The organism is Xylanibacter brevis P6B11, from assembly GCF_000621825.1.
Taxonomy (GTDB): domain Bacteria; phylum Bacteroidota; class Bacteroidia; order Bacteroidales; family Bacteroidaceae; genus Prevotella; species Prevotella brevis.
Window position 1 is genome coordinate 167,421 of the sequence record NZ_JHXG01000009.1, and the last position, 16,832, is coordinate 184,252.

Below are 16,832 nucleotides of genomic sequence, written 5' to 3' on the forward strand. Positions count from 1 at the left end.
TAACTATTTATATGAAACTAAAACTAATCTCCTGCACCATGCTGCTTGCTGCATCGCTGGCTGCCCATGCGGGCCATGTGATGGACGTAAACACCAAGAAAATGGGTGCTTCTGTGTCGCCGACCATGTACGGCATCTTCTTTGAAGACATCAACTTTGCTGCCGATGGTGGCCTGTATGGCGAACTGGTGAAAAACCGTTCGTTCGAATTTCCACAGTCGTTCATGGGCTGGCGCGTGTTTGGCAATGTGGCTCTGAAGGACGATGGTCCCTTCGAGCGTTGTCCACACTACGTCGTACTCTCTGACCCTGGTCACCGCGAGCGCCGCACCGGTCTGCAGAACGAAGGCTTCTTTGGCATCGGCGTGGAGAAGGACAAGGAATACCGTTTCAGCGTGTGGGCCAAGGCACCCAAGGGCAAGTCGCAGATTCGCGTACAGCTGATAGACCAGAACACCATGGAGGAACGCCAGCAGTTTGTTGAACAGAAGCTGGACATCACCTCATCCGAGTGGCAGAAATACGAAATCGTTTTAAAGTCAACGCGCACCAATGCCAAGGCACAGCTGCGCATCTTCCTGAGCAACAGCAACCCCGTAGCGCTGGAGCACATCTCGCTCTTCCCCGTTGACACCTATAAAGGTCGTACGAACGGCATGCGCCGCGACCTGGCCGAGGCACTTCAGGACATGCATCCCGGCGTATTCCGCTTCCCTGGCGGTTGTATCGTCGAGGGCACCACGCTGGATAGTCGCTATCAGTGGAAGAACACCATCGGCCCTGTAGAGAACCGTCCGCTGAACCGCAACCGCTGGGAGGACACCTTCGACTACCGTTATTATGCCGACTACTACCAGAGCTACGGCCTGGGCTTCTTCGAGTTCTTCCAGTTGTGCGAGGACATTGGTGCTGAGCCACTGCCCGTGCTCAGCGTAGGTCTGGCTTGTCAGTTCCAGAATCGCATGGAGGCTCATGCCAAGATGGACGAGCTGCAGCCTTTCATTGATGACTGTCTGGATCTCATCGAGTTTGCCAATGGCGACCCCGCCACTTCTAAGTGGGCAAAGATTCGCGCCGAGATGGGCCACCCCGCTCCCTTCAATATGAAATATATTGGTGTGGGCAATGAACAGTGGGACACGCCCTACTTCGAGCGTCTGAAGCCCTTCGTAGAGGCCATCCGAGCCAAATATCCCAATATCAAGATCATCGGCACCAGTGGTCCCGACTCCGAAGGCAAGATGTTCGAGAAGGGCTGGGAGGCTATGAAAGCCCAGAAGGCCGACCTGGTCGATGAGCACTTCTATCGTCCCGAGGAGTGGTTCCTGGCCACCCCCGAAGCCAAGAAGCGCTACGGCAACTGTGGTGCTATGCGCTACGACAGCTACGACCGCAAGGGTCCCAAGGTGTTTGCTGGCGAATATGCCTGCCACGGCAAGGGAAAGAAGTGGAACCACTACGAGACATCGCTCTACGAGGCAGCCTTCATGACGGGCATCGAGCGCAATGCCGACATCGTAGAGATGGCCACCTACGCTCCCCTCTTCGCCCACGTTGACGGTTGGCAGTGGCGTCCCGACATGATCTGGTACGACAACCTGCGTTCGTTCAAGTCTGTGAGCTACTACGTGCAGCAGATGTATGCCATGAACAAAGGCACCAACGTGCTGAAGCTCACTATGAAAGATCCCGCCGACACCAAAGGCAAGAAGTCACAGCCCGTGGCAGGTCTTGACGGTCAGGACGGTCTGTTTGCTTCATCTGTCTTCGACAAGACCACTGGCGAAGTCATCGTGAAGGTCATCAACACCGCCAAGCAGGCGCAGGACATCACCCTCAACCTGCAGGGCATGACGGGCGCCCCCGTAGCCACCACGCTGACGCTGAGCTACAATGGTTCGATGGACGATGAGAACACACTGGACAACCCCACCAAGATTACTCCGGTGGCAGGCACTGTGCAGTGCCAGACAGCCAAGAAGGCCGTAGTGCTGAACGACCAGCTGCCCGCCATGTCGTTCCGCCTCTACAGAATCAAGAAATAAGTATTGTTTCGATACAACATAAAAAAGCTATCATCTCAACGGTGATAGCTTTTTTTTTTCTTCAGCGAGAAGTTTCCATGCCGCCAGCGCCATGCACAGCACGAAAGGCGGCAGGCGTCACCCCATAGTATTTCTTAAAGTTACGACGGAAAGTGCTGTCGTCATAGAAGCCCGATTGCGCACCCACATCCTTTGTTGATACCGACGGATCCTTCAACAGTAGCTGAGCGGCATAAACCACGCGTTTCTGGTTCAGGTAGTCCAGACGCGTGTTGGAACTGGCATACCGCTGAATCAGTTTCGTTGACGTCCTGCGGCTATACCCCGCTTTCTCCATCACCATATCGATGTTTGCCGACGGATTGAGGAACACCTTCTGTTCGTTGATCAAGCGTTCCATCTTCAAGTATTCCTTCATTTCCTCATCGTCAGTATTCTGCTGTGATGGTGTTGTCGAAGCAGTCGTTGTATCTGACAGTGGCGGCAACTGCTCCAACGATTTGATGATATGGTGCAGTTGACGGTTTTTCCTTTGTATGCGAGAAAAATAAAAGAACAGGGATGCCATAACACACAGAATCAACACCAGTACGAACCATTGCAAGACGAAATGACTGTGCCGTACGACAATCTGTCCATCGGCAATTTGATTCTTGCAAGCCGTAGTCGTCAGTAAAATGGTGGCGGCAGTTAATATCTGTTGGTAGCGTTGTTTCATTTCAAATTTCTTTTAACGGTAAAGACACAGAAAGCCAAGTATAAAACAAAATTTCCATTCTATTTACTTCTGCGAAGTTGTCACTATAACTTTCCGTCGCAAAATTACAAAAAAATACCATACGAACAAGCAAACTCATCACTTTTTTTTACTGAAACAGAGCAAGTTCTGCATTTCTTCGCATCACAGGAAGTTGACAAAACAGACACCGCGTATGTGCAAAAATGCCTATACAACAATTTACGACATTCACATTATTTATATAACTTTGCAAATTAAAAGCAATCTTATAAAAAGAAAAAATACACCTTTCTAGAGAACTATTAACACTCCGGTCAACGATTGGCTGGCTAAAACGAGAAAAGAAAACCTAATAAATAACAATCAGTATGAAACAATTTCAAAAAGAACAAATGTGCAACAAGTTGCGCCAAACCATGAAGGGAAGACGCCTGTCTTTCCTGTTGGCAGCCTTGTTGTCCGCCATCATGTGGGTGTCACCGTCATCGACATGGGCAGCCGATCCTAACGACGATGTAGTTATCGTTGACGGAGTCAGCTACCACGTATTGCGTAACGAGAACGACTGGAACCACTTCCGAATGTTGGTGGAAGAATCTATGGCCGAGTATGATGTGAATGCCATCATGGATGCCGATTTCACCGTGACCAGCAGCGTTGGCATCCCTGACAATAAACCCTTCCGTGGCATATTCAACGGTAACGGCCACACGCTGAACGTTGCCATCGAAGCCCCTTACTACTACGTGGCTCCATTCCGTTATGTCAGGAATGCGACGATTACCGACCTTCACGTCACTGGCCATGTTTATGGTACGAAGCACAACGGTGGCCTTTGTGGCTTCTGCGATGATGTTACCATTGAACGGTGTTGGGTTTCGGTCACTGTCAAGTCCGAAGACTCCGATGGTCATTTCGTTGGTGGTTTCACCGGCCACACCCGCCAAAGTCATATCACCATCACCGACTGTTTGTTCGACGGCAAGCTGATCACTATAGCCAACGATAAATACGACAATTTTGCAGGTGCCTTCTTCGGATGGGGTGAAGATGGTGTCATATGGGATGCCAAACGTCTGTACGAGAATGGTTCTTGCGAAGGCGCTCGTTACAGCATCGGTTATATTGCCAAAAAGGGAGGTGGCAATGCTTGGGGTGGTAGAGACCATATTGCCGTTTACACTTCGCACAACTGGGGAGAATGTGGCGACCACGCTAACTACACCGACCAGCAGGCTGTAGTCAATGCGATGAATAGCGAAAAGCACGATTCTTGGGTACTCGTTGACGGTAAGGCTCGTCCAGTCCTCAAGAGCTATAGCCTCGAACCCACCTTCGAAGCCTACGACATAGTTCCTGGCACGGACAGTGGAGAAGAAGGCATGGTAAAGATACCATTCTCTTGCGACCAGGCCATCAAGTGGATTGACGCTTGGTACACCGATGAAAACGGCAACAGGAAAGACTTAGCTCGTCTGACCCCGCCTGACAACGGCTATTCAGGCTTCTTGCTATTGCCAGCCACTGAGGCACACCGTGACCTAAAAATGAAAGTTCGTCTCATGATTGACAGCATCGACTACACCTATGATCCTAAGAGCGATGCCGTGATGCACAATCCTCGCAATCTGAAATGCGACGTACTGAGCTCTACGACAGCCAGCATGACAGACGCCGGTGCCGTGCGACTACAGTGGGATATCAAAGATGCCGACTACACCGATATTATGGATGGCGACATGTTCGTGGTGATGCGCTCACTGACAGGCAAGCCCGAAGATATGACGTCAATCGGTTCGGTACCGTTGGAAAGCGATGTTTCCAACTACGAATTCAAAGACTCCACGCTGATGAGCACTCTCACGGCCCAACAGATCGACGTCTCAACAGGCACCGCACAAGTCTCCTACTGGGTGGTGCGCGGTGTGGCTCAGCAACTGTGGGGCATGGCAGCCGACAAGAACCCCACCCTTGTCACCATACAGCCACAACTGGACAAGCTCACTCTGCTAGAGCCTACCGATGTGAAGGCTGACTGGAGCGACAAGGAAGAATACAAGGCCAAGGTGACGTGGAGCTATAAGGCTAACGACGATCAGCATCGTTATGTGTGGGACAACCGTGCCAGCATGACACTGAAGGTGAAGACCTTCAAGCGTGACGAATCTGCAGTCGACAGCACAACAACCAGCATCAGTGCCAGCCAGTTACTGGCAGGCGAGATCGAGATACCCGTCAGCCGCTCATGCGTCAAATACCAGATAGAACTGCTGATAGACGGCAGCAAGTCGCCATTGGGCCACGACACAGTTGCCTATGCCGCCGCGCTGCCTAAGGACCAGTTCTATCACGAGAGCATGGGCCGCATCGACCAAAATTCGCTGACAGTCCGCGAGCTACAAAGCTCCGTACTACTGATGTGGGCAAACGTAGACGAAGAGCCTGTTGACTACTACGAGGTTTGGCGACGCAATGTCAACGATAAAGACTTCGAGTGTCTGATTTCAGATTTGAACGAGATGCAGTTTGAGGACAAGAGCACCAGTCCCACACAGCAATACGAGTACTTCGTAAGGGGTGTAAACAGTTGTGAGGGTCTGAAGCACGATGACACAAAGACCGTAACAGCCCATTGCTCACAGACCGGTACCGTCGAGGGTTACCTGCGTTTTTCTGACGGCACTGGCATTCCAGGCATTGATATCCTCATCACCTCGGCAGACAACAACTCTTGGAAGGCCACTACCGACGAGAGCGGATTCTTCCGTGTAGGCAATCTGCCATACGTGGACAATACCGAGACAACATATAACGCAGCACCGCGGTTAGAAGGCTTTAGCGACGTACAACCCGTGACCTTCAAGACCACTCCAGGCGGCAACGTTGTCAAGGGTGTGACCTTCGAGGTAAAACAGGGCGTCAAGATGACGGGCTTTGTTCTCTACAACGGCACAAGCATCCCCGTGCAGGGTGTTTCGTTCCTGGTGGACGGACGCGAGGTGCACACAGCAGCAGGCAAGGTGGTGACCGACTTCGAAGGTAAGTTTGCGTTCCGCATGCTGGCTGGCGACCACACCATTCGTGCCGTAAAGGACGGACACGTGTTCTATCGCGGCGGTTATTTCTACGAGACGGACAATTCTACAGACACCATCTGCAAAATCTCTGGCGAGATGCCTGGTATTTACTTCTATGACGACACACGTGTGAAACTCATCGGACGTGTGGCTGGCGGCAAGGACCAGGGCAGCATTCCTCTGGGCAACTCACTGTCGCGCAACAACCTGGGCGATGATTTGCAAATCGTACTCGCGCTCGAGGGCGACAATGCGTCACGCCTGGTGAGCGACAATCAGGATCTCAACAAGAAGGAGCGCGACGAGGTATTCTATCACAAATCTCACGACAAGAAATACGTCTATCAGACCAATGTACACACCACGCTGAACCGCATGGTGATAACCCCCGACGTACATACAGGCGAATATGAGGTATTGCTGCCACCTGTGAAGTGGAAGATTCAGCAAATCACCGCCAAGGGCTATGCTACGCTGTTCCAGAGCGGACAGGTGGGCGACGTGATTGACCTCAGAGACTCGCTGACCCTCCATAAAGACAGCGTGAAGGGTTCTTGGATGAATGCCGACAAGAATGAGGTGACAAAGGTCGAAGTGGAATACCACGCCATTTACAACCGCATCTATCACTCTCCCGTCATTATCGACTACAAGCAGATAGGCTATGACCATTTCGACTATTTCGGTGATCAGTATTACAACTTCAAGAACCTGGGCAGCGAAAAGCAGAGACTGACGCTGGCCTATGGCGTCAAGAAGCAAGGGTGGCCTGAGGGCAAAAAAGACTCTTTGGAGACCCGCTACACCTTCAGCTATCCTGTGTTCAGCATCGACCGTCAGTATCCTGTGAAGATATCTGCCACCGAGCGCTACTACTACAACAACAATATCAAGAGCGACACCACCGACATCATCCGTCTGCAAGGTGGCGAGGTGACCATCCACAATGGCTTGGTCAGCTCTACCCATCGCGACATCGTTGAGCTCGACAGCGTGGGCGAGGCTACCTATTTACTGAAGGTGGCACAAGTACCCTACCTGCTCACTGGCAGCGACGCGCTGCGCACAGTGACCATGACGCTCGAGATGGACGGCACCCACTACGAAGCCACGCCTCTACGCGCATACATATTAAATATACAGCAGCTCAAGGGTGCGAAAGACATTCTGAACTACTCAACACCACTGTTGGTTGACGTTCTGCGCGACCCGCCTGGCGGCGCATCAAAAGCCACGCTGAGCAAGGGTTCAACGCTGTCGTATAGCTACTCTATGGATATGAGTTGGAGTGCCGGACTGACATGGGACATCTCTGCAGGCAACAATCTTTCTACCTTTACCGGTGTGGTAGCTGCCCCCATGGGCGGTGGTGGCGTTGCAGGTTTCAACAACTCCGCATCGGATGCTTTTGCAACCTCTATCAACCTGGTATTCTCGGGCAGCGGCAATCGTGCTTTCAACTACACCATGACGGCCAACGAAGACATCTCTACCAGCAGCAGCAGTCTTCTGGTGGGCGATGCTGGCGATGTGTACATTGGTGTTGACCAGAACATCGTGGTCAAACCAGCCACTGCCATCCGTGTGATTCCCGACAGCGTATTCCAGCAGATGGGCGGTCTGTTGAAGGCCGAACGCATGATAGAGATTGCCCAAGGCAAGGATGAAGCAGGACGGGTGCTACACTTGGTACGCGACGAGGTCGTAACCTTCGGTCCTGTCATCAACTCTAATTTCGTTCATTCACAATACTACATCACCAAGCAACTTATTCCTTCGCTGACCGACCAGTGTCTGTCGTTGATCTTCACTGGCACCAAAGAACAGGCTGTGCAGCGTGCCAACGCCACAGGCCAGTTGGTCTATCTGTCGAAGGTGCCTAAGGAAGACAAGAACTTTGGTGTGCTTTACGACATAATCACCCCCGACGAGTATAGTGGCGACAAAATAGACGAAGTGGCCCACTATCACGATCTCCTATTGAAATGGGAAGAGATGATTGGTCGCAACGAGCAAGAGAAACTGACCGCACACAACCTGGTTCAAAACTACGACGTCGATGGCGGTGCCTCCATCAACTACAGCGAGACATTCTCCAGCGACTACTCCAACACCAGCTCGTTTGTCAGTCCTATATCAACCAGCACGGTAGATTACTTTGACAATACTGCTGGCGATATTGCCCTGAACGCAGCGGCATTCGTAGGTCCTGCAGCTGCCAAACTCATTGGCAGTGTCAACAAAGCAAAGGTGGGCAACACCCAGGGACAGACAGGTTCTGGCGGTTCTCAGGTAGAGGTATCGGCTGTAGGCTGGACCTTCAAGTTCCGCCTCACACCTGCCATGAGTTTCGGTGTGACGCCCAGACATACAGAAAAGAAATCGTTCAACCGCAAGGAGAGCTTCACCATTGCCATGGACAACAAGAGCCACCTGAACTTCGATGTCTATCGGGTGGAGACCAGTACCGACGACGTAACGTCAGACGACGTCATGGACGTCTTTGTTGGCAACAACTTCGACGACCTGGAAGCCTACAACTACGACTTCCTGAAGCGCGAAATGAAGCTCAAGGACTACCGCCAGCCACGTAGCTTTGTCTATCGCACCCGTGGAGGTGCCACCTGCCGTCCTTACGAGGGTGAACGTGTTACGCGTGTGTACAATCCGCTCTCTGTCATCGACGAGCGTACCAAGAAGATTGAGAATCCCGTCATCAAGATGGACAAGCAGAGCATCAGCGGTGTGCCCTACGGCGAGCCCGCCCGTTTCAAGGTCTATCTGACCAACGAGAGCGAACAGCCCGATGCTGCCTACAACTACTTCAACCTGTATCTGAACGAGACATCGAATCCCGATGGCGCCAAGCTGATGATGGACGGCATGCCTCTCACTGGCAACAGTCGTACCGTGGAGGTTCGTCCTGGCATTATCACCGAGAAGACCCTCGAGGTCTATGCCGGCGAGAAATTCGACTACAAGGGTTTGAAGATAGGCCTCATCTCTATGGGCGATGCGACGGTCAACCAGGAGGTAGCCTTCGACGTTCATTATCTGCAGACGGCAGGCAAGGTGGCCATCACCACACCTGGCGACAAGTGGATTATGAACTGCGATGCACCGCAGGAAGTCGACAAAGGCTGGTACATGCCTGTCATCATCAGTGACTTCGACAAGAACCAGCATAACTTCGACCACATTGAGCTACAATATAAGGAGTCCACACGTGGCGATGACTACTGGACAAACCTCTGTGGCTTCTATGCCGACTCTACACTCTATGCCGCAGCCAGTGGCACCAAGGAGATGATACCCGAGAATGGCAACATCACCACGCGTTTCTTTGGCGAAGGCATTGAGATTGAGAAGGCCTACGATTTGAGAGCCGTACTCTTCTGTCGCAATGGCAACGCCTTCCTCACCAACGAGTCTAAGATCCTCTCAGGTGTGAAAGACACGCGCCGTCCACAACTGTTCGGCAATCCAGATCCAAAGGATGGAGTGCTAGTAATGGGCGACAACATCATCTTCCACTTCTCCGAGGGCATTGAACACAACTACCTGCGTGAGACCACCAACTTCGAGATAAAGGGCGAAACCAACGAGACCATTCTCCAAGAGGCACCATCACTGCAGTTCGACGGTCACGGCTATGCCCAGAGCGAGGCTCGTCGCAACTTCACCGACAAGAACATCACCGTTGAAGTGATGATCCTGCCAGACTCCACCGGTCAGGATATGCCTATCTTCTCGCACGGCCGCGACGGCAAGAATTTGCAACTGTGGCTGACAGCCGACAGACACCTGCGCATGGTGGTGGACAAGCGAGAGCTGCTTGGAAAGAATGTGCTCAACAGCAAATCCTTCCAGCGTGTGGCATTCGTGCTTGACAACGACCGTCAGAAGCTGACCCTTTACAGCAGTGACGAAGAAAACACCATGGACAGTGTGACCTATAGCGGCTACGGTCCACTCATCTTCGGTGCCACCAACCAGAGCGACGTCAGCAGACGTTCTTACTACAAGGGCCGTATGATACAGGCCCGCATATGGAATCGTGCTCTGGATCTCATCACTCTCAACAGCTATGCCGAAAAGATGCTGACAGGCTACGAGATGGGACTGGCCGACTACTATCCCATGAACGAGGGTAAGGGCGACTATGCCATCGATATGGCACAGGGGGCCCACCTGAAGCTCCAAGGCGCTGACTGGTCAAATCCCAACAGCATGTCGCTGCTGCTCGACAAGAACGAGCAGAAGCCCGTCAAAGGTCTGCAGCTGATAGAGAAAGCCTTCCACCGCACCGCCGAACAAGACTACACGCTGATGTTCTGGTTCAAGACCAACGAAAGCGGTCATGGTGCCCTGCTCTGCAATGGCTCTGGCCGCAAGACCGACGTCGGCGCCATCAATAAGTTCTTCATCGGTTTCGAAGGTCCCACGCTGAAATACCGCACTTACGGGCAAGAGTTCAATCTGGGCGATGGCTACGACGACGACCGCTGGCACCATTATGTGATGACCGTGAACCGTTCGTTCCAGGTGGCCAGCATCTATGTTGACGAAGAAATGAAGATACAGTTTGCTACCGACTCATTGGGAGGTATGACCGGCGACTTCTATTTGGGTAATATGGTATGGAAAGACGAGGGAGCTGAGAACGACAAGATTCATCAGGAGAATGCCTTCTCTGGCCATATCGACGGTCTGACACTCTTTGAGCAGGCACTGCCCATCAGCCTCATCAAGCGCTATGCAAGCAAGGCCCTCGGTGGCTCAGAGATGGGTCTTATCACCTATGTTGACTTTGAGCGCCAGGAGCGTCAGAAGAACAATTCCATCGTGCTGCAGCCTTATCCTTTGAACAAGCTCATCACAGACGATGGTGATGGCAATCCAATAGAAAAGGCAGACAGCATCTTTGTTGATCCCATTAAGGACATCACCGCCCGCATCGACCTCAACACAGGTGCTCCGGTACAGGCCTACGAGGAACTACGCAACCTGAACTTCAGTTTCGTTGGGCGCGACAACCGCATTCTGATCAACATCGACGAGCTGCAGAAACGCATCAACAAGCGAACCATCTATGCCACCGTCCGCGACATTCCCGACCTGAACGGCAACTTCATGGCTTCGCCTGCAACAGTATCTGTATTCGTTGATCTCAATCCACTGCGCTGGGCTAAGAAGACGTACAAGAAGACCATCCGCAGCAGTTCTACCGTAGATGTCACGTTCGACATCAATATTGTGAACAACAGCGGTGTTTCTCATACCTACAAAGTGGAGAATCTGCCTAAGTGGCTCATTGCCACCCCAGCAGAAGGTGTCATCGATGCCCGAAGCGAGAAGACGCTGACATTCACCATCAGCCACGACACCAACGTCGGCACATACGACAACATCATCTATCTGACCGATGAAGATGGTCTGACAGAGCCGTTGGCATTGGATATCAGCGTGGAAGGAACGCAGCCAGTCTGGACGGTTCCCAACAACATGAAGCAATACTCCATGAGCATTGTGGCTCGCGTCGAGATGGACAAAGACATTGTCACCGATACCGAAGACAAGGTGGCTGCCTTCGATGCAAAGGGTCGCTGCATGGGTGTTAGCAACATCAGCTACGACCAGAACTCTTCCGAGAGTTTGGTATTCATGTCAGTCTATGACAGCACCACGGTGGCCACGCCACTCACGTTCCGCCTATGGCATCATGAGACGGGCAAGATCATGGCACTGAAGTCATCGCAGGAGGTAAAATTCCGTCCCGAGGGCTCGATAGGCACCACCAAGTCGCCACTCATCCTGCAGGCCGGCGACCTCTATATCCAGCACATCAATCTGATGGCAGGCTGGAACTGGGTATCACTGAACGTGCTGAACGACGGTTTCCGCGATGTCAAGACCCTGCTGAGCAGCTTCAACTGGCAGGAAGGCGACATGCTGATCAACGAGAACAGCAACACGTCGTTGCTCTACAAGTATGGCGAATGGCTCTCTAACAAGGGTACGTCATCGTTCGACAAGATGAAAGCCTCCGTGAGCGAGAGCTATCGCATCAAGGTCAGCCGTCCTATCTCTGTCGATATCACAGGTGTCATCCTGAAGAATGTGGGCGATCGCACCATCACCGTCAAGCAGGGCTGGAATTCCATTGGCTACACGCCTGTTCTCAACCTGCCTGTGGCCACGGCCCTTGCCGACTATCTGGACGAGGCCGAAGATGGCGATGTGGTGAAGAGCAAGACAGCCTTTGCCATGTTCACCGAAGACGCCAATGGCACAAGGAAATGGAAGGGCGACCTGCAGTACATGGTTCCTGGCGAGGGCTACATGCTCTATCGCCAACGTGCTGGCGAAGCTACGTTCGTCTATCCGTTCTTTGAACCAAACACCACGTTCTTCGACGAAGTAAGCAGCCGTAGCTATGCCTACAGCAACAACATGTCGCTGACAGCCGTTGCCGAGGGCATCGAGCTGCAGGAAGGCGACAAGCTGATTGCTTTTGCCGACGCCGAGAATGTGGGCGAGGCCACCATGCAGGGCGACCGCATCTACATGACTATTTCCGGCGACCGCAAGACGGCTCTCTCGTTTGCCGTCGAGCGTGATGGCGAAATCATAGCCACCACCGGACAGGTGATGAACTACGAAGTCAACGCCATCAGTGGAACCTACAACGAACCCACCAAGATTGCCTTTGTTGCTGCCGAGCAGCTGCCACAGCATGGTTGGTACACCGTGCAGGGCATCAAGCTCAGCGCCAAGCCGACACGAGGTGGTGTGTATATCTACAATGGCCGCAAACAGGTGATTAAGTAATTGACAAGTGATAAGCGTTATGAAAACAATCAAGACAATGATACTGATGGCAGCCCTCACCCTGGCGTGGGGCTGCTCATCCGACAGTGACGACAACCAACAGTGGAGAGGTTCGGTCTTTGCACTCTCTGTCAAACCGACATGGGCCATCGACTGGTCATCGGATGTAGCCCAGCCCAACTGGCAGGCTCCCGCCCCCACTAAGTACGAGTGTAGCATGCACCTGCTCATCAGGCTCAGCGACGAGTTGTCTGGCCATTCCACCGACGACGACCAGATGGCAGTGTTCATCGGCGACGAATGTCGCGGTGTGAGTTCGCGCAACCTGCTCAGCGATGGCAAGGTGGCTTTCCTGCTTCATGTCAAGGCCAGCAGCGAAGAGACTGGTCAGCCCATGGAGTTACGCTACTACTGCGGTGGAATTCACCACTTGAACAAGATGCAGCTGGAGGTACCTTTCACGCCCAACAACTTTTTCCAGCCCTACAAGCAGGACCTCGCCATCAGCGATGGCAGCACGAAGTATCCTGTTGTCAGTCAGCTCACCGTTACGCTCCCCCTGCAGTTGCCATTCACCGTCAACAGCCGTGACCAGCTGGCCGTCTTTGTTGACAACGAATGTCGTGGTGTGGGCGAACGCGATGCCGAAAATCCCGACCAATGGCACATCACGGTTTGTGGCGTTCAAGCTGGCGAGACAGCCCAGATACGCTACTATAGTACCGAGAAGCGTGGCACCTTTACCATCCAGGAAAGCATCCAGCTGACGGGCAAGCCACAAGAAGTGTATATATCCTTTTAATTTATAAACAAAAGAAATGAAACCATTAAAATTAATTTTCTTACTGGTGGCAGCCTGTCTGGCAGGGTGCTCATCAGACGATGAGACAGAGAGCGAGGCTCCCAGAATGATGATCGTTGACGTGACAGAGAGTCCCATGACAACGCCTGCTGCCAACAGCCGTGCAGCCGCCGTGACCACGACATCCTCACTGAGTAGTTTCTCGATGAACTATCTTGACACTTACAAGTACGACTTTACGAAGACCGATAATGTCTGGAACACCAACAAATGGCCATCGGGGGTCTACAACGAGCAACAAATAGATTTCTATGCCTACACGGGTGGCACCTTCCACTACAACGACGAACCCTATGTATCATTCACCGTTGATGGCGAGCCCGACCACCAGCACGACCTGCTGGTGGCCGAGCATCAGAAAATCTCCTACAGCGATGCTGCTGGTCACGTCAGCCTGCGCTTCGACCATGCCTGTGCTGCCGTGCGCTTCAACGTTTACCTGTCGAAAACGCTGTCCACCAAACTGGGCGGTCCACTGCCCGTCACCGGCATTCAGCTCAAGAATGTCAACAACAAGGGCAACTACAATTATAACGGCCACTCTTGGTCGATTGATGTGAAGAGCTCTGCAGACTACGCTCTGAGCAACAGCGCTATCGATGTCACGACCAAGCCCCAACAGCTGTCGTGTGGCTACCTCTTCATGATTCCGCAAGAACACCCAGCCAACGGCACCGAGAACGTCCATCTGGTGATCAACTACACCAAGAATGGAAGCCAGACTGCCACTATCCCCCTCAGCATCGATTGGAAGGCAGGCGTATCCTACACCATCGACATTAAATTAGGAACAAGCAACATCAAATAACAGTTATGAAGAAAACATATATCGTCCCAGCAGTACTGGTCATCGCCTGCGAGAGCAATGCCCATCTGTTGTCTTACAGCGTCACCGAATACAAAGTGGGTGAGACCCAGACCGTAGGCGGCGATGATGAAGACACACCCATACCGTAGGCGACGTCGATGAAGACTAATCGTCTTTCTTCTTACGGAATCGGAAGCCAGGCTTGGTGATTTTCATTTTCCGCATTTCGTCGGTATTGGTAAACGAGTACGAGAAAAATAGCTCATGACGCTTACCGTGATGAAACAGCTTACCAGTGGCCACGGCACCGTTGCTTGCCACCGTTGTTGACAAATTGCGCAGTCGCACACCGCGATATTTGCAGTCCACAACGGTGGCTTCTATTTGTCCTATGGGCAACTTGCCACCCAGTTTCTGGCGCATGGCCCGTGTGCGAGGCTTGCTGATGTCTATTTTGAACTCGGCCCGTGCTTTCAGGGGTCCGAAGTGTGGCAAGTCCATCACCTGTCCGAACAGCAGGCTGTCGGCAGAAGCCGTTCCCTCCACATATTTCTGGCGGCCATCCAGCCAGAAGTCGAAGTCCAGTGCGCCGGCCGCCGTGTTGAGTCGTCCCCAGAACCGTTGCTTTTTCCTCACCACGCGGAAATGTCCCTTATAGCTGATGTCGCCCAGGTTGCGCAGTTGTTTCATCATCATCTTCTTCACAGGAAACTGCCTGATGATTTCTTCTGCGATGCCGTTTCGCGCCTTCATACTGCCCACGCGAAAGGTCAGGTTGAAGGTCTCTTTGTGTTTCAGTCCCACGATGTCGCCCGTAGCGGCAATGGTCAGTCGCTTGTCTCGTGTGTTCACCCTGACATTGCGAAACGCCATGGTGCTGTCGTTGCCACTCATGGTGCAGGTCAGCTGCAGCGGCATCGAGAAGCGGCTCAGCACAGGTGCAAAGGCTCGCGAGATGTCTTGCAGATAGGCCGTACCAACGATGGTGCCCGTCTGAAAACCAAACTGTTGTTTTTCATCGGCATTCCCTCCCCTGCCCTTTTTCCGTGGCAGCACCATGGTGGCACTGTCAATGTCGAGCACGGTGCGTTTCTGCTTGATGCGTATGTTGCTCAGCAGCAGCCTATGATCCACATATTTAATATATGCGCGCACGGTATCTATGTCGATGCCCATGACCGAGTCGGTGGCATTCAGTTGCACCACGTCAGCACACACGGTGTCCGGACGACTAAGGTCCAGTCGCAGCTGCAGTTGCGTGCTCACGTCGAAATGGCCCACGTCGAAGTAGCCCCGGTGCGGCTTACCTGTATTTTTCCGCGGGCGGTGGTTGTCGGTCTTGATGTGCAGCTGTGCCTTGGCCTGGTAGTGCCGATTGCTGCCGCTGGCGCTGAGCGAGGCCAGCTGAAAAGTAGCATTGTTATAACGCACCAAGATGTCGCTCATGGTCAACCGGCGGACATCAAACGCCAACTTTTCTTTCTTCTTCAGGCTGTCCTTCTCGGCATCCGTCTGTGGCTTTCCAGGCTTGAAGGCATCTATCAGGAACTGGAAGTTGGCAGGCTCGTCCTTCCCAGGTTTCAAGAGCTGTGCGTGGGCGCCCCTCATGTCCAGTCCATGCACCACCACCCTGTTCTTCAACAAAGCCCACAGGTCCATGCTGATGCCAGCCTCGGCGATGGTCAGCAGCGGGCGCTGCTGCTGGTCGTCGATGTGCAGTCCGAACAATCGCAGGTTCTGGTGCGCCAGACTCACGTCGATGCTGTCAATGCCGACGCGAGCCTGCAGCCGCTCGCTGAGCATAGCAGTGGCACGTCGGCAGATGCGCTGTTGCACAGCACGGGTGTTGAGCAGCAGCACAGCCGTCAGCACCAAAGCCACAACCAGCGCGATGCTCCATGCCAGTATCTTGAAAATCGTCTTGCGCATCAGGTTCCGTTTTTTTATTTGCGTATTAATAGATTGTTGACTTCTATATAACTAAGGTTACTGACCCCACCCCCTGCCCCTCCCCTACAAGGGAGGGGAGAGAGGCGGCTTCCTCTACGGTTCTCCCCTTCTTGCGTCCCTTCGGTAGCAAGCGAGCAGAGCTCGAGCGGAAGGGAGGGGAGAGAGGCGGCTTCCTCTGCGGTTCTCCCCTTCTTGCGTCCCTTCGGTAGCAAGCGAGCAGAGCTCGAGCGGAAGGGAGGAGAGAGAGGCGGCTTCCTCTACGGTTCTCCCCTCCCTTGTAGGGGAGGGGCAGGGGGGGGGGGCAGTATTGTTATTATTCATGTCTGCTTTCGTCTATTCGAAAAGTTTGCTGCAAAGATAGGAAAAACCGTCCATAATTCATCGTCTCTGTGCAAAAATGCCTATACCATGTACAAAAATGCCTATTGTCCAACAGCCAGTGTGTCAGATAATCATTGTATCTTTGTGAAATGAAGACTGCCAACATCTTGGCTTTACACACGCCGAACTTAAATTATTA

The 16,832-nt window shown here is 52.8% G+C and carries 7 protein-coding genes; 5 read left to right on the plus strand and 2 right to left on the minus strand.

What is annotated here, in order from left to right:
* Positions 1 to 11: 11 nt before the first annotated feature.
* Entirely contained in the window at positions 12 to 2,045 is a 2,034-nt protein-coding gene (locus tag T496_RS0106065; protein WP_027449953.1) for an alpha-L-arabinofuranosidase C-terminal domain-containing protein, read from the plus strand.
* Between the two features lie 61 nt (positions 2,046 to 2,106).
* Here T496_RS0106065 and T496_RS0106070 read toward each other — a convergent pair whose 3' ends face one another.
* Positions 2,107 to 2,763, minus strand: a complete 657-nt coding sequence (locus T496_RS0106070) for an AraC family transcriptional regulator (RefSeq protein ID WP_027449954.1) — start codon at positions 2,761 to 2,763, stop codon at positions 2,107 to 2,109.
* 389 nt (positions 2,764 to 3,152) lie between these two features.
* Between T496_RS0106070 and T496_RS0106075 the strand changes: the two genes are divergently transcribed.
* The 4 genes from T496_RS0106075 to T496_RS14900 are packed head-to-tail and all read left to right on the plus strand — an operon-like array spanning position 3,153 to position 14,511.
* Positions 3,153 to 12,692: a LamG-like jellyroll fold domain-containing protein gene (locus T496_RS0106075; protein ID WP_081783570.1), complete on the plus strand. Its 9,540-nt coding sequence runs from the start codon at positions 3,153 to 3,155 to the stop codon at positions 12,690 to 12,692.
* A gap of 19 nt (positions 12,693 to 12,711) precedes the next feature.
* Positions 12,712 to 13,494: a hypothetical protein gene (locus T496_RS0106080; RefSeq protein ID WP_027449956.1), complete on the plus strand. Its 783-nt coding sequence runs from the start codon at positions 12,712 to 12,714 to the stop codon at positions 13,492 to 13,494.
* A 16-nt stretch (positions 13,495 to 13,510) separates the two neighbouring features.
* Entirely contained in the window at positions 13,511 to 14,362 is an 852-nt protein-coding gene (locus T496_RS0106085) for a fimbrillin family protein (protein ID WP_081783571.1), read from the plus strand.
* Positions 14,363 to 14,367: 5 nt separating this feature from the next.
* Complete coding sequence (locus T496_RS14900) at positions 14,368 to 14,511, plus strand: hypothetical protein (RefSeq protein WP_155808706.1); 144 nt, start codon at positions 14,368 to 14,370, stop codon at positions 14,509 to 14,511.
* Positions 14,512 to 14,527: 16 nt separating this feature from the next.
* On the opposite strand, the gene T496_RS0106095 is transcribed toward T496_RS14900, so the two are convergent.
* A complete protein-coding gene (locus T496_RS0106095) occupies positions 14,528 to 16,291 on the minus strand; it encodes an AsmA family protein (RefSeq protein ID WP_027449958.1) in 1,764 nt (587 codons plus the stop codon).
* Positions 16,292 to 16,832: the final 541 nt, after the last annotated feature.

Excerpts from the sequence above, each read along its gene's own strand:
- T496_RS0106095 (WP_027449958.1), bottom strand. The coding sequence starts at position 16,291 with ATGCGCAAGACGATTTTCAAGATACTGGCATGGAGCATCGCGCTGGTT.
- T496_RS0106075 (WP_081783570.1), top strand. The coding sequence starts at position 3,153 with ATGAAACAATTTCAAAAAGAACAAATGTGCAACAAGTTGCGCCAAACC.
- T496_RS0106065 (WP_027449953.1), top strand. The coding sequence starts at position 12 with ATGAAACTAAAACTAATCTCCTGCACCATGCTGCTTGCTGCATCGCTG.
- T496_RS0106070 (WP_027449954.1), bottom strand. The coding sequence starts at position 2,763 with ATGAAACAACGCTACCAACAGATATTAACTGCCGCCACCATTTTACTG.
- T496_RS0106085 (WP_081783571.1), top strand. The coding sequence starts at position 13,511 with ATGAAACCATTAAAATTAATTTTCTTACTGGTGGCAGCCTGTCTGGCA.
- T496_RS0106080 (WP_027449956.1), top strand. The coding sequence starts at position 12,712 with ATGAAAACAATCAAGACAATGATACTGATGGCAGCCCTCACCCTGGCG.
- T496_RS14900 (WP_155808706.1), top strand. The coding sequence starts at position 14,368 with ATGAAGAAAACATATATCGTCCCAGCAGTACTGGTCATCGCCTGCGAG.